Source organism: Sinomonas sp. T428B (assembly GCF_056780155.1).
In genome coordinates this window covers 1,866,507-1,885,132 of sequence record NZ_JBRAZR010000001.1, presented here as the reverse complement: position 1 = coordinate 1,885,132, position 18,626 = coordinate 1,866,507, and the positions used below count along the sequence as shown (strand labels likewise).

Genomic DNA, 18,626 nt, shown 5'->3' with positions numbered 1-18,626 from the left:
GTCGCGCCAGAGACCCCGCAAACGTCGCGCCAGGGACCCCGCAACGTGGGGGGTCAGGCGAGGCGGGTGATCTCCACCGCCACGTCGAGGTGGGAGCCGCCGCCGCCCGAGAGGATGCCCTTGAGCGGGGGCACGTCCCGGTAGTCGCGGCCGCGGGCCACGGTCACGTGGAAGTCCCCGGCCGGCTTGTGGTTGGTCGGGTCCCAGCTGCGCCACTCGCCGTCCCACCACTCGAGCCACGCGTGCGACTGGCCGGCCACCGTCTCGCCGATGCCCGCCGTCGAGCGCGGATGGAGGTAGCCGGAGATGTACCGCGCCGGGATCCCGAGGCTCCGCAGCGACCCGATCGCCAGGTGCGCGAGGTCCTGGCACACGCCCTCGCGCTGGTTCCAGGCCTGCTCCGCGTCGGTCGTGACCCCGGTGCTCCCGGGCATGTAGCGCATCTCCCCGCGCATCCACTCGAACACCGCGTGGGCGGCCTCGTTCGGGTCGCGCCCCTCCACGAGCTGCGGCACGATCCCGAGGACCTCGGCCCCGGGCCCCGACAGCCGCGACTGCGGGAGCCAGTCGCTGAACTGGTCCTCGATCTCGGGGCTGCGCAGCCGCTCCCAGGACACGACCTCGCCCTCGACCGGGACCCGCTCGACCCTGTGCACCTCGACGGTCGTCGTCGAGACGACCTCGAGGTACTCGTGCGGGATCTGCATGTCGAACGCCGTCACGCGCGTGCCCCAGTAGTCCTTGTAGGAGCTCATGGCCGCCTGCGACGGCGTGACCCGCACCTGCGACTCGAGCACCACCTGCTGCGGCTCGGTGAGCGGAGTCATACGCGCCTCGTTGTAGCTGAGCGTCACGCGCCTGTTGTACCGGTACGCCGTCCGGTGGTCGATCCTCAGACGGGTCATGAAACCTCTCCCACCCAGGCCTGCTCGTCGGCCCGATTGAAGTACTTGCGCGAGATCGCGTCGGAGGCCTGCGCGACGGCCTTCTGGACGCGCTCCATGTGCTCGGGCAGCTCGACCATGAGGTCGTCCGTGCGGTGGAACTCGAGGAAGGTCCTCGCCTGCCCCACGATCCGGCGCGCGTCGTTGATGAAGCCGACCCGCTGGTCCGAGGGGTCGAGCTTCTCGAGCGCCTTGTCCGCGTCCCGCAGCGCGTACACGATCGACCTCGGGAACAGCCGGTCCATGAGCAGGAACTCGGCCGCGTGACGATCGTCGAATGCGGCACGGCGCGTGCGCAGGAACGACTCGTAGGCCCCGGCGCAGCGGAGCATGTTGACCCAGGACATCCCGGCCGTGTGCACCTCGCGGGTCGAGAGCATGCGCGCGGTCATGTCGGCCCGCTCGAGCGAGCGGCCCAGGACCATGAACTGCCAGCCCTCGTCGTGGCTCATCGTCGTGTCGGCGTGCCCGCGCACCATGGCGGTCCGCTCGAGGACCCAGTTGCAGAAGCGGTAGGTCCCGACGACGTCCTTGCGGTGCTGGCTGAGGCCGTAGTAGGTCGTGTTGAGGCACTCCCACAGGCTCGACGACACGGTCTCGCGGGCCCGCCGCGCATTCTCGCGCGCGGCGCCCAGGGAGCCGGCGATGCTCGTCGCATGCGAGCGGTCGTAGGCGAGCGCGTGCAGGAGCTCGGACAGGCCGAACTCCTCCATCTCCGGGCGGGAGCCCATGACGCCGAGCAGCTCCTCCGCGACGCTGCGCTGCTCCTCGGGCGGAATGTGGTTGAGCCGCTCGAGGTGGACGTCGAGGATGCGGGCGGTCCCGTCGGCGCGCTCGACGTAGCGGCCGATCCAGAACAGGGATTCAGCGATGCGGCTGAGCATGGCGGCCTCCTCGGGCGGGTCGTGCGGGGGTGGCTGGGCGGGAGGATGCACACGCACGACGGCGGGCGCTCACCGGGGCGGGGCTGCTCACTGCTGCTGCTGTTCCGCCTGGCGGTCGCGGTCCCGCCAGTTGCTCTCGACGGGCCACACGCTCGTCCGCTCCCGGATGCTGATGGAGTGCCGCGGCTCGGCCTCGATCGGGACGTCGGGAGATTCGGCCAGCACCCACGTGTCCTTGGACCCGCCGCCCTGGCTCGAGTTGACGATGAGCGAGCCCTCCTTGAGCGCGACGCGCGTGAGGCCGCCGGGCAGCACCCAGACGTCCTCCCCGTCGTTGACCGCGAAGGGACGCAGGTCCACGTGCCGGGGCCCGAACTTGTCCCCCGAGAGCGTCGGGACGGTCGAGAGCTGCAGGACGGGCTGGGCGATCCAGCCGCGCGGGTCGGCCAGGACGCGGGCGCGCAGGGTCTCGAGCTCCTCGCGGGTCGCGTCCGGGCCGATGACGAGGCCCTTGCCTCCGGACCCGTCCACGGGCTTGACCACGAGCTCGTCGAGCCGGTCGAGGACCTCCTCGCGCGCGGCGTCCTCCTCGAGCCGGTAGGTGTCCACGTTGGCGATGATGGGCTCCTCGCCGAGGTAGTAGCGGATGAGGTCCGGGACGTAGGAGTAAACGAGCTTGTCGTCCGCGACGCCGTTGCCGACGGCGTTCGCGATCGTCACGCCGCCGGCCCGGGCGGCGTTGACGAGCCCCGGGCAGCCGAGCATCGAGTCCGAGCGGAACTGCAGCGGGTCGAGGAAGTCGTCGTCGATCCGCTTGTAGATGACGTCGACGCGCTGCTCGCCCGCCGTCGTGCGCATGTAGACGCGGTTGCCGCGGCAGATGAGGTCGCGGCCCTCGACGAGCTCGACGCCCATGAGGCCCGCAAGCAGCGTGTGCTCGAAGTAGGCGGAGTTGAACACGCCGGGGGTGAGCACGACGACGGTCGGGTCGTCGACGCCGGCCGGCGCCGTCTTGCGCAGCGCCGAGAGGAGGCGCCGCGGGTACTCCTCGACCGGGCGGATGGGCTGCTGGCTGAACGCCTCGGGCAGGCCCTTGGCCATGGCCCGGCGGTTCTCGAGGACGTAGCTCACGCCCGAGGGGACGCGCACGTTGTCCTCGAGGACGCGGAAGGTCCCCGCGGCGTCGCGCACGACGTCGATGCCGGAGATGTGCACGCGGACCCCGCCGGCGGGCTCGAACCCGTGGACCTGGCGGTGGAAGTGCTGGCTGGTCGTGACGAGCCGGCGCGGGATGACGCCGTCGGCCACGACTGCCATCTTCCCGTAGACGTCGTTGAGGAAGGCCTCCAGGGCGCGCACCCGCTGCGCGACGCCGCGCTCGAGGACGTCCCACTCGTTGGCCGGGATGACCCGCGGGACGATGTCGAGAGGGAAGGGGCGCTCCTCCCCCGCGTAGTCGAAGGTGACGCCCCGGTCGAGGAAGGTCCGCGCCATCGAGTCCGCGCGCGCGCTGACGTCCGCAAGGCTCAGGCCGTCGAGGGCGCCCGCGAGCTGGCGGTAGCTCGGGCGCGCGGCCTGCTGCGGGGCGAACATCTCGTCATAGGCGCCGGTGCGGGCGGCGGCTATGGAGTAGTCCTCGAAGAGATCCGACATAGTGCACAGCTTTTCACCTCCGCGGCCCTGCGCGCATATCGGCGCCGTTCCTCGGGCGTGTTCCATGACGCATGGTTGAATGGCCGCGTGTCGAGAGTGAACGAGACCACAGCCAATCCGGGCACCGCGAACCTCGGCCGCGAGGAGGCCGCCGAGCGCGCGCGGATCGTCCAGACCGAGCGCTACGACGTGACCCTCGACCTGCGCCGCGCCGGGGACCCGTCCGAGCCGTGCTTCACGACGACGGCGGCCATCGCCTTCCGCTCGCGTCCGGGTGCGGCCACCTGGGTGGACTTCATCGGCGAGGAGGTGCTCGCCGTCGTCCTCAACGGCCGCCCGCTCGGCATCGAGTACGACGGCGCGCGGCTGCGGATCGAGGGGCTCGAGGAGTCGAACCGGCTCGAGGTCACGGCGCGGGGGCGCTACAGCACCTCGGGCGAGGGCCTGCACCGCTTCACCGACCCCGCCGACGGGCGCACCTACCTGTACACGCAGTGCGAGCCCGCGGACGCCCGCCGGTTCATCCCGTGCTTCGAGCAGCCGGACCTCAAGGCCCGGTTCGGCTTCACCGTGCTCGCGCCAGAGGGGTGGGCGGTGAGCGCGAATGGCCTGCTCGCAGAGCACAGTACCGAGCACAGCGGCGAGCGCTGGGAGTTCGCCCAGACCGAGCCCATGTCCACCTACCTCGCCGCCGTGCTCGCCGGGCCGTACCACCGGGCCGAGGACTCGTGGACGGGCAGGAGCCCGGACGGCGGGACCATGACCGTGCCGCTCGCTGCATACTGCCGCGCCTCGCTGGCCCCGAGCTTCGACGCCGAGCGGATCTTCGCCCTGACCAAGCGCGGCCTCGACTTCTACCACCGCGCGTTCGGCATCGCGTACCCGTGGGGCAAGTACGAGCAGGCCTTCGTGCCCGAGTACAACCTCGGCGCGATGGAGAACCCCGGGCTCGTGACCTTCACCGAGGCGTACGTCTTCACCTCCCGCGCTGCGGACAGCCAGTACGAGGGCCGGGCGAACACCCTCATGCACGAGATGGCGCACATGTGGTTCGGCGACCTCGTCACGATGCGGTGGTGGGACGACCTGTGGCTCAAGGAGTCGTTCGCGGACTTCATGGGCACGCTCGCCGTGGACCGGGCCACGGATTGGGAGACCGCGTGGGTGAACTTCGCGAACCGGCGCAAGGGGTGGGCCTACGTCCAGGACCAGCTGCCCACGACGCACCCCATCGTCGCGGACATCGCCGACCTCGAGGGGGCCGAGCAGAACTTCGACGGCATCACCTACGCCAAGGGCGCCTCCGTGCTCAAGCAGCTCGTGGCCTACGTGGGCGAGGAGGCCTTCTTCGGCGCGGCCCGGGACTACTTCCGCCGGCACGCGTTCTCGACGGCGTCCCTCGCGGACCTGCTCGGGGCGCTCGGGCGCGCGTCCGGGCGGCCCATGGAGGAGTGGGCAGCGGCGTGGCTGCAGACCTCCGGGCTGAGCGTCCTCGAGCCGGTTGTGGAGCACGACGGCGGACGGCTCGCCCGCGTGGCCGTGCGGCAGAGCGGCCTCGACCCCGTCACAGGCCTGCAAGCGCTGCGGCCGCACCGCCTCCGGGTCGGGCTGTACTCTCGCGACGATGGCGGCCGGCTCGTGCGGACGCAGTCCGTCGAGGCGGACGTCGAGGGCGCCCTGACGGAGCTGCCCGTGCTCGCGGGCCTCCCGGTGCCCGAGCTCCTCCTGCTCAACGACGGCGACCTGACCTACGCGAAGGTCCGGCTCGATCCGGCCTCGGAGCGGACCGTGCGCGAGGGACTCGGGGACATCGAGGACCCGCTGGCGCGGGCCCTGTGCTGGACGGCGCTGTGGCACGCCGCGCGCGACGGCGAGGTGCCGGCGCGCGCGTACGTCGACGCCGTCGTGCGCTTCGCCGGCGCCGAGACGACCGTCGGGGTGCAGCTCGCGGTCCTCGACAACGCCCGCACGGCGATCGAGCGCTACACCCACGGCGAGGCCCGCGGCGAGCTGCGCACCCGCTACCTCGCCGCCGTCGTGCGCGAGCTGCGCGCCGCCGAGCCCGGGTCCGACCAGCAGCTCGCGTGGGCGCGGGCGCTCGCCGCCGGGAGCCGGTACGGCGGCGGCCAGCTCGACCTGGTCCGCGGGCTCCTGGACGGCACCGAGGCTGCCGAGGGCCTCGCGGTGGACCAGGACCTGCGCTGGGCCCTCCTCCAGGCGCTCGCAGCCCAGGGGCGGGCGGACGCCGCCGAGCTCGACGCCGAGCTCGCGCGCGACCGCACGGCGAAGGGGCGGGTGGGCCACGCCGTCGCCATGGCGGCCCGGCCGCTGCCCGAGGTGAAGCGCGAGGCGTGGGCCGCCGCCGTCGAGGGGACGGCGCTGTCCAACGAGCTCCTCGGGGCGACCGTCGAGGGCTTCATGGCCGGCCTCACGGCGCTGCGGCAGCCGTTCACCGAGCGGTACTTCGGCATGCTCACGCGGCTGTGGAAGGAGCGCTCGCAGGAGATCGCGACGCGGCTCGTGACCGGGCTGTTCCCGGCCGACGAGGTCCTCGCTGTGGGCCAGGAACCCGGGGAGAACGCCGTCCTGCGGCGCACGGACGCGTGGCTCGACGAGAACGCCGGGGCGCCCGCGGCGCTGCGCCGGCTCGTCGTCGAGGCACGGGACCACCTGCACCGCTCGCTCACGGCGCAGAACACCTCGCGCGCGGGCACGTGCGGGATCGGCCGGAAGGACGCAGAGGAAGAGGAGGAAGCATGGCACGGCTGAGGGTGCACAACCTGACGATCTCGCTCGACGGCTTCGCCGCCGGGCCCGACCAGAGCGTCGAGAACCCGCTCGGGGTCGGGGGCGAGTCCCTGCACGCCTGGATGTTCTCGACCGAGACCGGCGCGAGAAGGTTCGGGACAGAGGGCAGCTCGAGCGGGGTCGACGACGCCTTCTTCCGTGCCGGCGAGGACGGCATCGGGGCGACGATCATGGGCCGGAACATGTTCGGCCCCGTGCGCGGGCCCTGGCCGGACGAGTCCTGGCGCGGCTGGTGGGGCGAGGACCCGCCCTTCCACCATCCAGTCTTCGTGCTGACCCACCACCCGCGGCCGCCGGCGCGGATGGAGGGCGGGACCGTCTTCCACTTCGTCGAGGCCACGCCCCGCGAGGCCCTCGCGATGGCCTCAGAGGCGGCCGGCGGACTCGACGTGCGTCTCGGCGGCGGGGCGGCGACCGTCCGCGAGTTCCTCGCGGAGGGCCTCATCGACGAGCTGCACGTCGCGATCGCGCCGGTGTTCCTCGGCGCCGGCGAGCGGCTGTTCGACGGCGGCATCCCCGCCGGGTACGTGAGCGACCCGCTCCTCGGAGGCGAGGGCGGGGTTGCCCACGCGGTGATCAGGCGCGCCTGACGCCTCGTACTGCCGTCGCGTTGGCTCTCGCTGATGTCCGCAATTGTTGCGGAGTTCTACGGGTGTCTGCGTGTTAGTCCTGTCCGGTGGGTGAAGATACTTCCGTGGCAGACGCGCGGGAATGGGCCGAGGGTGTGGTCGAGGTCAAGGGGCAGCCCATCCCCGACGGGCGCCGAGTGCGCAAGGGGCGCCCTCCGCGCATCAGCCGGCGGGGCTTCACCACTGCCGTGCTGGCAGCTGCCTTGGCTGGGTGCGCGGTGGTCCCCGACGAACCCGACAACCCCGTCCACAGGGGCCCGGCAGGACAGGACGGCTCCGCAGGAAACGGGGGCATGGACGTGGGCAGCGCACTCGACGCCGCCGCCGGGGGCACTCACACCCAGGCAGTGCCCAGCAGGGAACGGATCGCCGCCGAGTACAAGGGGAAACCGCCGGGCCAGTGGGGACTGCAGCTTCCCGGGATCCAAACTCGCCTGCCCTCCAGCGCCACCGGCCCGCTCTTGACGTTCGACTGCTGCGGTGGCCCCGGCGGCAACGGCGTGGACCAGGCCCTCATCGACGTCTTGACCAAAACCGGCACGCCTGCGGTCTTCTTCCTGAATTCACGGTGGATCCAGGCGAATCCGGGACCCGCCCGCGCGCTGGCGGACAGCCCTCTTTTCGAAATCGGCAATCACGGCACGAGGCACGTCCCGCTCTCCGTGTCGGGCCGCAGCGCCTACGGCATCACCGGAACGGCCGGGGCGGTGGAGGTCTATGACGAGGTGATGGGCAGCCAGGACACCATCTTCAAGCTCACCGGGCGGACGCCCCGGCTGTTCCGCCCGGGAACGGCCTACTACGACGACGCCGCCGTCGCCATCGTCCGCGAGCTAGGTCTGGTTCCGCTCGGCTTCAGCATCAACGGCGACGGCGGAGCGACCTTTCCCGCCGCGACGGTGGCCCGCGAGGCCTCCACCGCACGGGCCGGAGACATCGTCATCTTCCATGCCAACCGTCCTGCTGGGGGAACCTCGGCAGGCATCGCCCGGGCGCTGGCAGACCTCCACAGCCGCGGCATCCAAGCTGTGCGCTTTCAAGCCTGACCAGGGCGGCGTCATGGATGCCAACTGGGGCCACCCAGGCTAGGGGACGCGATGCGTCCACGCCTGCGTCGCGAACTTGCGGGCGGCGAGCTCCCGCGCGTCGGCGAGGGAGGCCGGGGAGAGGTCTACGCGCGTGGCCCCGTAGCGCGCCTCGAAGCTGGACATCATGGCCCCGATGATCCCCTCGCGGGAGAGGCCGGTCTGCCGTTTGAGCGGGTCGACGCGCTTCGCGGCGCTCGCGATGCCCTTGTCGGAGATCTTCTCCCGGCCGATCCGCAGCACCTCGGTCATCTTGGCCGCGTCGATGTCATAGCTCATGGTCACGTGGTGGAGCACCCCACCGTTCGCGAGCCGCTTCTGTGCTGCGCCGCCGATCTTCCCCGCCTCGGTCGCGATGTCGTTCAGCGGCTTGTAGAAGGCCTTGACGCCGACCGACGCGAGCGCCTCCATGGCCCACGCATCGAGGAACGGGTACGAGTCCGCGAAGGACAGGCCGTCCACGAGCGAGGCCGGGAGGTACAGGGAGTACGTGATGCAGTTGCCGGCCTCCATGAACATGGCCCCGCCGCCGCTGATCCGCCGCACGACCGTGACGCCGTGCCGGGCGACGCCGTCAGGGTCCACCTCGTTGCGGTAGGACTGGAAGCTGCCGATCACGACCGAGCGCTCGTCCCAGTCCCACAGCCGGAGGGTCGGGCTGCGCCGGCCGTCGCCGACCTCGCGCGTGAGGACCTCGTCGAGCGCGACCTGCTCGACGATGGGCAGCCTGGTCGGGCCGATGACCTCCCACTCGTGGTCGGCCCACGTCGTCGCGTGCCCCAGCGCGCGCCGCACGGCGACCGCGACGGCGTCGGCGTCGAACCCGAACATGACGGCGGTGGGGCCGACGGCGTCGGCAACCGCGGCGCTGATCACCGCGTTGGGCGCGTGGCTCGAGAGCCCGACGAGGGCGCCGTTGATGTCCGCGAGGGCCTCGTCGGGCTCCAGGAAGAAGTCCCCGTTGATGCTCGCGGCCGTGATGAGCCCGTCCTCGGCGGCGAGGTCCGCGACCACGAGCTTCCCGCCGGGCACCTTGTACTCGCCGTGATAGTCAGCCACGGCTCCAGACTAGCCGCGCCCGGTGCCGCCGGCGTCAGCCCTCCCCCGAACGTGCGGAAGGCGCCGCCCCCTGCGGGGCGGCGCCTTCCGTGGCGGGAGAGGCCTGGTCAGGCCTTCTTGCCGAAGTTCTTGAAGCGCGCGTTGAAGCGCTCGACACGGCCGGCCGCGTCCATGATGCGCTGCTTGCCCGTGTAGAACGGGTGCGACTCCGAGGAGATCTCGACGTCGATGACCGGGTACGTGTTGCCGTCCTCCCACTCGATGGTCTTGTCAGAGGAGACCGTGGAGCGGGTGAGGAACTTGTTGCCGGAAGCGAGGTCGTGGAACACGACGGCCTCGTACTTCGGGTGGATGTCAGACTTCACAGTGGGACCTTTCTGCTGCTCCTGGATTTTGCCAGGGGCAAGGTGTGAACGCCCCCGTTTGGGGGCCAGCAGTCAATGCTACCAGCTAGCCGCCCCGGGATTCGCCCGGGTTCCGCGCGCGAGCCGGGTGAACGCCGTCGGCCGTCTAGTCCTTGCGGCTCTGCGCCGTCTTCTTCTTGTTCGCCTTCTCCAACGCCTCGACCAGCTGATCCTTCGTCATGTGCGAACGGCCCGGCACGTCGAGCTTCTTGGCGAGATCGTAGAGGTGCTTCTTCGAGGCATTGGCGTCGACGCCGCCATGGGTTTCACGCTGCGTCGTCTTGCCGCCCTTGGCCTGTTCGTCGGACGGGCCCCTGCCTTCTTTGGGCTCCCAGTGGTCGCCGACCTTCTCGTGCGTATGCTTCAAGGCCGAGTACGCGACGCGATGGGCCCTTTCCTCGTCGTGGTAGGTCTCCGCGGCCGAGTCGTGGGCCTTCGCGAAGGTCTGCTGGGCCTTTCTACCGGAGCGCTGAATGGTCGAGGGGAGTTCGTCCTTCCTCGCCTTTCCGCTCTTGTCTGTCTTCGGCATCGCGTCCTCCGTTTCGTCGATACGGCAGAGCCTGCTTCTGTAGGGCTCATACCCTCGGCGGGACGGGCTACGCGGACTGGGCTAGACCAGCGTCCGCAGCGCGATGGACAGGACTTCTGCAGCGATCTGGCGAGCGTGTGGTTCGGCCTCAGAGATGTGGACCGCGCGGCCTGTCCGGTTCCAGAAGGAAGAGACGTCCATCGTGTACTGCTCGGTCCACCCGCCTCCCGGGAGGCCGATCTCGGCTCTCGCGCAGGACTGGTGCTCGTAGTAGTCCCGCTTGACCATGACTCGCCACACGTGGCGGTCGTCGCGGCCAATGATGACGAGCTTCCAGTCTGTGCCGCCCTTGGGCGACCACTGGTAGTCGATCAGCGCGAGCTTGCGGAGCGGATCGGCGGCGGCCAGTTCAGTGTTCACAGCTCCTGCTGCCTCTCTCTTTCGGCCCCTCGGGCCCGTCACGGTGCTCCCGGCTCCGCCCTTGCCGTTGAGCGTAGGATCCGGCGAAGGGGGTGTCACGAGTAGCCCCTACGCGTTGCCTCCAGGTCCTCGCCAGGGCAGTACTCTCCGGTTCCGCACGCCAGTACTCGCCGCTCCACCGCTCCGACACTCGGCAGCGGCGCGATGACGCAGTGCACGCCGAGCACTGCCGCAGGTCCGTGCCACGCCATTAGTCTCTGTATGCGCCGCCGGACGAAATCTGCAAGAATCCGGCACTGGCGGGTTGTTCCACCGTGTGGGGGTGCTGCTGCCGTTCCGCGTGGATGTGATGGGGGCAATGGGCGTCCACCGCGCGAAGGAGAAAGGGACCGATGACCCAGATCAGCGCTGTGCTTTCTGCCTCGGGTGAGGCACGCATCACCGGATCCGACGGCAAGACGTGGAGCGCCGACTACGCCAGTCTGGAGGCGGCTCGGCGGTCGCTCCACGACACGGCCGTCGCCACCGCGGCGGCGATCGATGGGCCCGTCCATCTCGTGGTGTCCGAACCGGCTGGCGAGCAGCGCATGCTCGTGCACGCGAACGGCCACTCCGAGGTTGACGCGCCCTTCGGGTCCGCCGGCCCGGCGGCCTCGGTGAGCGTCCCGCCCGCGCCCGCCCATGCTCCGGCCCACGCGGCGCCCGGCCACGCGGAACCCCGTGATCCAGAGCCCAGCCACCTTGCCGCGAGTCACGTTGCCCCGAGCCAGGCCGCGGCCAGTCACGCCGTCGTAGTTCAGGAGCCGCCTGCGGCGGAACGGACCGCCGAGCCCCAGGCCGCGTCTCCCGCTCGCGTGGCCGCGCCGGCCGCGCCGGACGAAGCCCCTCTGCGCGAGCGCCGCCGCCGGCCGACCGCGGCGGACTTTGCCGCCTCGCGGCCGCCGATCCCGCAGAGCCCGGCGCGCGAGGGATGGCAGGGCACTGTCAACATGCTCTCGGGCGGCGCCCTGCGGCTCCCACCGGGGGAACGCGAGATGGCCCGGCGCGAGTGGCGCGCTTCGGTCCAGCGGGGCCTCGCCGGCCACAAGTGCGTCGTGTTCGTGAACCTCAAGGGCGGGGCGTCGAAGACGACGAGCTGCTACCTCACGGCCGCGACGCTCGGCCGGATCCGCGGCGGCAACGTGCTCGCGTGGGACAACAACGAGAACAAGGGCACGCTCGGCGACCGCGCCCAGCAGGCGGGCCACGACCACACGGCCGCGGACCTCCTCGCCAACATCGAGAGCTTCGCCCTGCCCTCGAATGCCCACGAGCTCGTCAACTTCGTGCGCGCCCAGGGCGAGAACAAGTTCCATGTCCTCGCGTCGCAGAACCAGGCCGGGGACAAGGAAGTGATCGACGGCAGCGCGTTCGTGCGGCTCCACTCGGTGTTGCGGCAGTTCTACCACCTCGCGCTTGTCGACACCGGCAATGCGTCGACCGCGGGGACGTGGCAGGCGGCGGTCGAGATCGCGGATGAGATCGTGCTGGTCGCCATGAACAAGGAGGACTCCTCGAAGACCCTCGCTGCGACAGTGGACACGCTCGTCGAGATGGGCTTCGCCGACAAGCTCGGCCGCGGCATCCTGCTTGTGACCCAGCCCCCGGTCCCGTCCAAGAACCGCGCGGCGCGCCTCGCGGCCAACGAGGAGCGGCTCGACCGCATCCGCGAGCACTTCAGCCACTACGTGCGCAAGATCGTCGTCGCCCCCTACGACGAGGCCCTCGACGATGGAGCGGACATCATCTTCGAGAATCTCGCCCCCGCAACTCAGGAGGCATATCTCGAGGCCACGGCAGCGATCGTGGACGGCCTCTGAGAGGGAGCTGACGCAGGCCGCTCACGCGGGCTCGACATTGCGAAGCGCGTGGCCGCGCGAAACAGGTGGCCGCGGCGCATGGCTGGGCTGTTTTCGTCAGCTGACGTCTTCCTCGTCGACTTCTTCGAAGCCTGTCCCCGCTTCGGCAGAAATTCACCGTGAGCTTGCGCCACGTGAATGGCAGGCCGCTCTCCTGAACGGCGCTGCCGACGCGCTCGGGCGCTGCCGCTGTCTCTCGCGTTTGCCAGCTGCCTGGGGGCTGCCCGACCCCCAAGCAGCATGAATCATCCAGCTGTTCCCCCCGCGCCCCCGACCACCTACCCTAACGTCTACTCCCATGTGGCTCGGCCACAGAGTCAAGTGGGGGACGCTCTTCCGCGACATTGCGAAAGGAACGAAATGATCGTCCTCGGAGTTATTCTGCTGATCGCCGGCTGGCTTCTCGGCATCGGCATCCTCACCACCATCGGCTGGATTGTGCTGATCATCGGCGTCATCCTGCTTATTCTCGGCGCGATGAACCGCCCCATCGGCGGGCGCCGATATTGGTATTAGCCCGCGGCTCCCATAGGGGTGGTGATACGCGCGGGATCATCGTGCGGTGACCAGCAGCTACTTTCAGCGTGTGCGGGTGGCTTTCGGACGACCGTGACGATCCCGTCGTGTTGTCGTCGCACGTCGTCGATGGGTATTAGTCCGAGGTGTGTAGCGGAAAGGGGATTTTGACGTGCGGAAACGCCAAAAGTCGTCCCGGTTTTGACCCATGGAAATTTGAAATCTTCTCGCCTGACGCCGCGGCCCTCGGCCACGAGCTCGTCGATCGTGATCGACCCCTCCCCCAGCATCATCTCCGGCGCGACGTGGCCTGCCTCCTTCAGCAGCCGGACGTCCTCGGGCCATAACTCGCGATCCGCGTCCATGGCATCTGGAAGACAGTGCCCAAACCGCCCCTACATTTGTGGATCGGTGAGTCTTTCAAGCACTGAAATCCTCGAACGCCCTCGTTTCTCAGGAGCGACGACCGATATTTGGAACACCTCACGCATCTGACTGCAGTGCCTGTACCGCGTACTACAGTGGATGCATGGCTCCCAGCCGCCATCCGCTCGACGACCTGCGCGAAACCATCGCCCGTCTGGCCGATCAGCTCAAGCTGCCCGGTTCGGAGCGCGTCGACGACCTGGTCGGCGAGCTCATCGGGGCGAGGCCCGGGCCGGCTCGGCCGCTGGCCGAGGTGCAGGCCGAGCTCGACGCGCTGGTCGGACTGGAGACCGTGAAGGAACAGGTGCGGGCCCTCGTCGCACTGCTCCAGGTCCAGGCCCGCCGTAAAGCGCACGGCCTGCCGGAGGTGGCCACATCACAGCATCTGGTGTTCCTCGGCAACCCGGGCACGGGCAAGACCACCGTGGCGCGGCTCCTGGCCGAGATGTACCGCGCGGTTGGTCTGCTGCAGAAGGGCCACCTGGTCGAGGTCGACCGTTCGGGCCTGGTGGGGCAGTACGTGGGCGCAACTGCCATCAAGACGGACCGGGTGATCCGGCGTGCGCTGGACGGCGTCCTGTTCATCGACGAGGCCTACGCGCTGGCCCCGGAGGACGGCCGGATGGACTTCGGCCCCGAGGCGATCGAGGTCCTGCTCAAGCGGATGGAGGACCACCGCCACCGCCTGGTCGTGATCGTGGCCGGGTACCCGCGGCTGATGGAGTCCTTCTTGCTCTCGAACCCCGGACTGCGCTCCCGGTTCGCCCGCGAGATCACGTTCCCCGACTACTCCGTCGACGAACTCGCGACGATCTTCCACCGGATGCTCGCCCAGCACGAGTACACGCTGGAGCCGGGTGCGGACCAGATACTGCGCCGCATCCTCTCCGGGCTCCATGCGGGCGAGGACTCCGGCAACGCCCGGTTCGCGCGCACGCTGTTCGAGCAGGCGCTCAACCGACAGGCGCTGCGGCTGTCGCTCACCGAGGGACAAAGTCTCGACGCGCTCGACCGTGAGGCCGTCATGACGCTCACCGCCGACGACATCCTCGAGGCCGCGCTGGCCTTGGGCGAGCAGCCGGACCCGGAACCGACGCCGGAACCGGAGCAGTCACGCTGGTGGCGCTGGCTGGTCTGACCCGTTCCACCGTCGCGCAACCGCAGGACAGCTTTCGTACCCACGCCAAGCTTGCTCGGTGAGCGCCTACCGGACCAGCCGGGTCTCCTCCTCCAAGTGGCCGAGCTTGTCCGGGTTCCGCATGGCGAAGATCCGCGCGATCCTGCCGTCCTCCACCACCAGGCTGATGAGTGACGGACCGCCCGCTTCGTCGTCGATCCGGATGCCGAGCCCGCCGTTGAGCCAGAGCAGAGCGATTTTCGGGTTGCGCGCGGCCTCTGGGAAGGGCCGCAGAAGATTTGTCACCTTCTTCGCTCCGTACACCGGCACCCGAACCGCTTGGGCGAGGCCGCCGCCGTCGGCGATGAGTACGACGTCGGGGGCCAGCACGTCCATCAAGCCCTGCACATCCCCGGTGGTGACCGCCTTCAGGAACCGTTCGAGGACCTCCTGCTGCTCAGTGCGGTCCACGCGTATGCGGGGGCGCCGGGCCGCCACATGAGAGCGCGCACGGCTGACGATCTGGCGCACGGCTGCCGCTGACTTTCCCACGGCCTCGGCAATCTCCTCGTAGGGCACGTCGAAAACCTCCCGCAGGACGAAGGCAGCCCGCTCCACAGGGGTGAGCGATTCGAGAACCGTGAGCATGGCGATCGAGACGCTTTCGGCCAGTTCCACGTCCTCGGCGACATCCGGCACGGTGAGCAGCGGTTCGGGCAGCCATTCCCCGACGTAATCCTCCCGCCGTCGCGCCAGCGTGCGGAGGCGGTTGAGCGCCTGGCGGGTGACGGTGCGAACGAGGTAAGCCCGCGGGTCGCGGACCCCCGCGCGGACGTCGGAGTCCAGTTCAGCCCACCGGAGCCAGGCCTCCTGCACCACGTCCTCGGCATCCGCGGCGGAACCGAGCATCTCGTAGGCGACGGTGAAGAGCAGGCTGCGGTGGGCGACGAACGGGTCCGCCCTGTCAGTGGCGGCGAGGCTGCTCATTCCGCTCACGCTACTCCGTGGCCAGTACGCGCTGCGAGCGGCTTCAGCTCGCAGGAATCCGCGAACCCTTCGGATTCGATGCCGAGGGCCACGTTGCTGCGGGTCGTGAGGTTGGCGAAGCCGATGACGCTGGTCAGTTCGATCAGCGCCGGCGCGCCCAATTGCTCGAGCAGCCGGGCCGACAGCCCGTCGGTCACCGAGACGGGCGTGGCGCTCATGGCCTCGGCATACTCGAGGACGTCCCGCTCCAGAGGCGTGAAGACGTCGGAATCTCGCCAGCATGGGATCTGCCGGGCCTTCTCCAGGTCCAGGCCCCGATTGTGCGCCATGAAGTAGTTGTAGTCGAGGCACCACGTGCAGCCGATGAGGGAGGCCACGGCCATGTGAGCGTAGGACTTCAGCGATTCATCGCAGCTGTTCCACTTCTGCAGCTTCTGTCCGAAGCCCATGGATGCCTTGAGAACGGGCTGGTTGTGCCACATGATGCCCAGCGATTCCGGGACTTTGCCGAACATCTTCGCGCTGAGCCTCTTGATCAGGGCGCCGTAGAAACCGGTGATCTCTGAGGCTGGGATCCTGGTGGTCATGTCTCCTCCTGCGGTCGGTTCTGGGTCCTACGACATGAAGACACCGGCGGCGCCCGATCTGTGACAGCGATGCCGTGAAACTCTCTGGAGAGCGACGCGTTTGGCCGCGACCTGATGAACCGCGTCCATCGGCCGCCCTGAGCGGACTGGAAAGCACCCCGGAAACGAAAAACCCCGGGCCTTGGTGAACTGCTCATCAAGGCCCGGGGTGTTTTCGTTCCCGGCTTGGCCACAGACCTAGGGGCTGGCAATCGGCATCAGCACTGCGGGGTTGAAGCAAGCGAGCCCGCGGCCGGGCTTCCCGTGCCATTGATGCTGTAGTTGCGCGCCCAGTCAACATCCATGGTGGAGGGCTTGGTGGGCTGCCCGTTCGGGAACCAGTCAAGCTGCATGGTCAGGTGCATGGACTGGTCCGGCTGGTGCGCCGGGTCAGTGTCCTTAAACCAAAGCTGGCCGTCCACATAGCCGGTGACACCCGACGGGCACAACTGCACCGCATAGTTGTGCCACTGGGTCATGTCCAGGGGCTTCTTCGCATAGGTCTGGACGCCAGTTGCGCAGCCGTAGTGGAGGAAGAAGCTGATATTTGCCAGATCGTTTGTTTGCTCCGCAAAATCAATCTCGGAGCACTTGGCGGAGGTGTTGTCGGGCCAGAGAATGTTCACGGCATGGTACTGCTGTTCGGCGGCGCTGGTGCGCATCCGGACTTCGTACCTGCCGTACTTTTGGCGGGCAAATTTCGCGCTCATGCCGCCCGTGACTCCAGCGGAGTCGCCCTTGATCGTCATGATCCCGTTGTTCACCGAGACGGCCTGAGGTGAACGCACACCGTTTCCTGCATGGCCCGCGGAGTTGTAAACACTCCATTTGGTGCTGTCCGGCGCGCCTGTGTAGTTAAATTCGTCGCCGGCCTGGAGGGGTCCCCATCCCAGCGCTTGGGCGGCCTCGGTGCCCGTGGAGGAAATCCCGGATGCAGTCCCCGTTGGGCTTGCTGTTGGCGTCGGAGCGGCGGCCGACGTTGGCGTGGCTGTCGCGGTCGACGTCGCCGTCGGCGCGGGAACGGCCGTCGCGGTCTGCGTCGGTGCAGAGGTGGGCGTCAACGTCGGAGTGGGGGTCGCCGTCGACGACTCAGCCGCAGCGATATGCCCCAGGGCCCTGCCGTGCTTTGGGGCGGTATTGGCGGCCTGGGCAGCGGACAGGGCAAGCAGGCCTCCCCCGCCCACGGCCAGTGTTGTTGCCGTGAACAAGGCAAGTGTGCGTTTGCGGAATTTCAAGATGCAGCTCTCCGGTCACTTCGGTTTGTATTTCGGTAGCAAGCAGCCACCAGGACAGGACGCAGTGGGCAGTGCATTGCTTCCTGAGAACCTGCCGAATCCAGTTCAGACCTCGGTGGCTTTGCCACGCGGCGGGGAGCGATAACCAACTTTCGGGACTCCGGCGGCACCGGGGGCCGCCCGAATCTTCATTCGTGGCATTGCTTCCCCCGGCATGGCCATGTGTAGTTTTCATCGTGTGCACACAGCGGTGCAGTCCCTGACCCGGTAACCATGCCAACAACAGCTGTACAGTCAGGGGTCAGCAGTTCGACGACGACGCCAAGCGCTCGTCGTCAACGCAGGCCAGGCACTCGCGCGCTGGCCGCGTACACAGCCCCAGATCTCCAGCCCGCGCTAGGCAGTGATCACAATTTGGTCACGAAACGTCCATCAACGCTAGGCAGAACGCCCACGCGGAAGCAAACACGAGGTCGACATGGCCGACGCAATTTGCATTCGACACCGCTGTTACGACAAGGTGGAGGGTTTTCGGGCTCTTCGTCGATCCGGTGGGGATGAATGGGTCAGTCCGCCGGTGGCAAGGCCCGTGCGGGTTGCGCGAGGGCTAACTCCCCCCTCGAGTCCCGGCCATGTCGTGGGATGTGACGGCAGAGCGCGAGCACGTCCAGTTTCCGTCGGGCGGAGCAGGGTCTGGTGACGCGGTCAGCACATTCGCATGACGGCCGCCAGGACCAGGGAGTGCCGCTCAATCGGCCCGACAACATGCTGGCTGGCACAACCCGTCAGGGTGCACCCGAAGTCGGTCCACAATGTGCCTGGCACCGCGGTCCGATAGGTGCAATCGTGCCAAACCACTACCCCGTCCCATAGAAGGCAACAGCAGACGAGGCAGCGACGTTGAGCGAATCCACGCCGTTCATCATCGGAATCGTGACCCGCCTGTCGAGCACCCTGTCCCTCTCCGGAGTCAGGCCCTCCCCCTCTGTTCCGAAGACCAGGGCGAGGTTCTCGTCGTCCTCCGCGACCAGCTCGTCGAGCGTGATCGCGCCCTCCCCCAGCGTCATCCCGGCAACGACGTAGCCTGCCTCCTCGTTGAACCACGCATCGGACGAGTTCGGGACGGCGCCATGCCGATCGGCCCCCGAGCTCGCCAAACGCTGCTCCGATTGAAGGGCCATGCCCCAAGGAATCCGTCAAGACGGGAATGCCTTCCAGAAGAACTGTGCCCCCTTCTCAATGGTGGATCTACTCGCGATTCCGGCAAGCCCCCTCCCCCAATGCCCGAACCAGCGCCTAGATTGGCGGGGAAGTGCAAGACGTGCCTGAAGAGGGCGAGAGCAAGGAAATGAAGTACGGGAACGCCTGTCTTAAGCCAAGGGAAATCCGTCCAACATTCTTGAGCG

The 18,626-nt window shown here is 68.8% G+C and carries 16 protein-coding genes and 1 pseudogene; 6 read left to right on the top strand and 11 right to left on the bottom strand.

What is annotated here, in order from left to right; genetic code table 11:
* Positions 1 to 53: 53 nt before the first annotated feature.
* The 3 genes from ACUYMY_RS08665 to ACUYMY_RS08655 all read right to left on the bottom strand — a co-directional run bounded on the left by ACUYMY_RS08665 (position 54) and on the right by ACUYMY_RS08655 (position 3,481).
* Positions 54 to 905, bottom strand: a complete 852-nt coding sequence (locus ACUYMY_RS08665; protein WP_481703177.1) for a transglutaminase family protein — start codon at positions 903 to 905, stop codon at positions 54 to 56.
* Complete coding sequence (locus tag ACUYMY_RS08660) at positions 902 to 1,828, bottom strand: alpha-E domain-containing protein (RefSeq protein ID WP_481703176.1); 927 nt, start codon at positions 1,826 to 1,828, stop codon at positions 902 to 904. The genes ACUYMY_RS08665 and ACUYMY_RS08660 overlap by 4 nt, the downstream gene beginning before the upstream one ends.
* Before the next feature lie 87 nt (positions 1,829 to 1,915).
* Positions 1,916 to 3,481, bottom strand: coding sequence for a circularly permuted type 2 ATP-grasp protein (locus ACUYMY_RS08655; protein WP_481703175.1), 1,566 nt, complete (start codon positions 3,479 to 3,481; stop codon positions 1,916 to 1,918).
* A gap of 87 nt (positions 3,482 to 3,568) precedes the next feature.
* Here ACUYMY_RS08655 and pepN point away from each other — a divergent pair, with 87 nt between their 5' ends.
* From pepN to ACUYMY_RS08640, 3 genes are all read left to right on the top strand, one after another.
* Positions 3,569 to 6,250, top strand: a complete 2,682-nt coding sequence (gene pepN / locus ACUYMY_RS08650; RefSeq protein ID WP_481703174.1) for an aminopeptidase N — start codon at positions 3,569 to 3,571, stop codon at positions 6,248 to 6,250.
* Positions 6,238 to 6,879: a dihydrofolate reductase family protein gene (locus tag ACUYMY_RS08645; RefSeq protein WP_481703173.1), complete on the top strand. Its 642-nt coding sequence runs from the start codon at positions 6,238 to 6,240 to the stop codon at positions 6,877 to 6,879. Before pepN ends, ACUYMY_RS08645 begins: the two co-directional genes overlap by 13 nt.
* A 332-nt stretch (positions 6,880 to 7,211) precedes the next feature.
* Entirely contained in the window at positions 7,212 to 7,964 is a 753-nt protein-coding gene (locus tag ACUYMY_RS08640; RefSeq protein WP_481703172.1) for a polysaccharide deacetylase family protein, read from the top strand.
* Between the two features lie 39 nt (positions 7,965 to 8,003).
* On the opposite strand, the gene lplAB is transcribed toward ACUYMY_RS08640, so the two are convergent.
* The 4 genes from lplAB to ACUYMY_RS08620 form a co-directional block, all read right to left on the bottom strand.
* Entirely contained in the window at positions 8,004 to 9,062 is a 1,059-nt protein-coding gene (lplAB, locus tag ACUYMY_RS08635) for a lipoate-protein ligase LplAB (protein ID WP_481703171.1), read from the bottom strand.
* A gap of 107 nt (positions 9,063 to 9,169) precedes the next feature.
* A complete protein-coding gene (locus tag ACUYMY_RS08630; RefSeq protein ID WP_481703170.1) occupies positions 9,170 to 9,427 on the bottom strand; it encodes a type B 50S ribosomal protein L31 in 258 nt (85 codons plus the stop codon).
* A 145-nt stretch (positions 9,428 to 9,572) separates the two neighbouring features.
* A complete protein-coding gene (locus ACUYMY_RS08625) occupies positions 9,573 to 9,995 on the bottom strand; it encodes a ChaB family protein (RefSeq protein WP_481703169.1) in 423 nt (140 codons plus the stop codon).
* A gap of 81 nt (positions 9,996 to 10,076) precedes the next feature.
* Complete coding sequence (locus ACUYMY_RS08620) at positions 10,077 to 10,415, bottom strand: hypothetical protein (RefSeq protein WP_481703168.1); 339 nt, start codon at positions 10,413 to 10,415, stop codon at positions 10,077 to 10,079.
* A gap of 392 nt (positions 10,416 to 10,807) precedes the next feature.
* Between ACUYMY_RS08620 and ACUYMY_RS08615 the strand changes: the two genes are divergently transcribed.
* The 3 genes from ACUYMY_RS08615 (at position 10,808) to ACUYMY_RS08605 (ending at position 14,393) form a co-directional block, all read left to right on the top strand.
* Positions 10,808 to 12,274, top strand: a complete 1,467-nt coding sequence (locus ACUYMY_RS08615; RefSeq protein WP_481703167.1) for a MinD/ParA family ATP-binding protein — start codon at positions 10,808 to 10,810, stop codon at positions 12,272 to 12,274.
* A 399-nt stretch (positions 12,275 to 12,673) separates the two neighbouring features.
* Positions 12,674 to 12,829, top strand: a complete 156-nt coding sequence (locus tag ACUYMY_RS08610; protein WP_481703166.1) for a hypothetical protein — start codon at positions 12,674 to 12,676, stop codon at positions 12,827 to 12,829.
* 529 nt (positions 12,830 to 13,358) lie between these two features.
* Positions 13,359 to 14,393 (top strand): AAA family ATPase, encoded by a 1,035-nt coding sequence (locus ACUYMY_RS08605; RefSeq protein WP_481703165.1) that lies wholly within the window; start codon positions 13,359 to 13,361, stop codon positions 14,391 to 14,393.
* Positions 14,394 to 14,459: 66 nt separating this feature from the next.
* Here ACUYMY_RS08605 and ACUYMY_RS08600 read toward each other — a convergent pair whose 3' ends face one another.
* The 4 genes and pseudogenes from ACUYMY_RS08600 to ACUYMY_RS08585 form a co-directional block, all read right to left on the bottom strand.
* Positions 14,460 to 15,359 (bottom strand): RNA polymerase sigma-70 factor, encoded by a 900-nt coding sequence (locus ACUYMY_RS08600; protein WP_481703164.1) that lies wholly within the window; start codon positions 15,357 to 15,359, stop codon positions 14,460 to 14,462.
* Positions 15,360 to 15,364: 5 nt separating this feature from the next.
* The gene (locus ACUYMY_RS08595) at positions 15,365 to 15,946 is read right to left on the bottom strand and encodes a carboxymuconolactone decarboxylase family protein (RefSeq protein ID WP_481703163.1); all 582 of its coding nucleotides are present in this window, start codon (positions 15,944 to 15,946) and stop codon (positions 15,365 to 15,367) included.
* A gap of 257 nt (positions 15,947 to 16,203) precedes the next feature.
* Positions 16,204 to 17,220: a glycoside hydrolase family 16 protein gene (locus ACUYMY_RS08590; protein WP_481703162.1), complete on the bottom strand. Its 1,017-nt coding sequence runs from the start codon at positions 17,218 to 17,220 to the stop codon at positions 16,204 to 16,206.
* A gap of 857 nt (positions 17,221 to 18,077) precedes the next feature.
* Positions 18,078 to 18,314 (bottom strand): annotated as a pseudogene (locus tag ACUYMY_RS08585) (TrmH family RNA methyltransferase); the annotation flags it as partial.
* Between the last annotated feature and the right edge of the window lie 312 nt (positions 18,315 to 18,626).

Coding starts and splice junctions, on each gene's coding strand:
- ACUYMY_RS08665 (WP_481703177.1), bottom strand. CDS start 905: ATGACCCGTCTGAGGATCGACCACCGGACGGCGTACCGGTACAACAGG.
- ACUYMY_RS08660 (WP_481703176.1), bottom strand. CDS start 1,828: ATGCTCAGCCGCATCGCTGAATCCCTGTTCTGGATCGGCCGCTACGTC.
- ACUYMY_RS08655 (WP_481703175.1), bottom strand. CDS start 3,481: ATGTCGGATCTCTTCGAGGACTACTCCATAGCCGCCGCCCGCACCGGC.
- ACUYMY_RS08645 (WP_481703173.1), top strand. CDS start 6,238: ATGGCACGGCTGAGGGTGCACAACCTGACGATCTCGCTCGACGGCTTC.
- ACUYMY_RS08640 (WP_481703172.1), top strand. CDS start 7,212: ATGGACGTGGGCAGCGCACTCGACGCCGCCGCCGGGGGCACTCACACC.
- ACUYMY_RS08625 (WP_481703169.1), bottom strand. CDS start 9,995: ATGCCGAAGACAGACAAGAGCGGAAAGGCGAGGAAGGACGAACTCCCC.
- ACUYMY_RS08615 (WP_481703167.1), top strand. CDS start 10,808: ATGACCCAGATCAGCGCTGTGCTTTCTGCCTCGGGTGAGGCACGCATC.
- ACUYMY_RS08610 (WP_481703166.1), top strand. CDS start 12,674: ATGATCGTCCTCGGAGTTATTCTGCTGATCGCCGGCTGGCTTCTCGGC.
- ACUYMY_RS08605 (WP_481703165.1), top strand. CDS start 13,359: ATGGCTCCCAGCCGCCATCCGCTCGACGACCTGCGCGAAACCATCGCC.
- ACUYMY_RS08600 (WP_481703164.1), bottom strand. CDS start 15,359: ATGAGCAGCCTCGCCGCCACTGACAGGGCGGACCCGTTCGTCGCCCAC.
- ACUYMY_RS08595 (WP_481703163.1), bottom strand. CDS start 15,946: ATGACCACCAGGATCCCAGCCTCAGAGATCACCGGTTTCTACGGCGCC.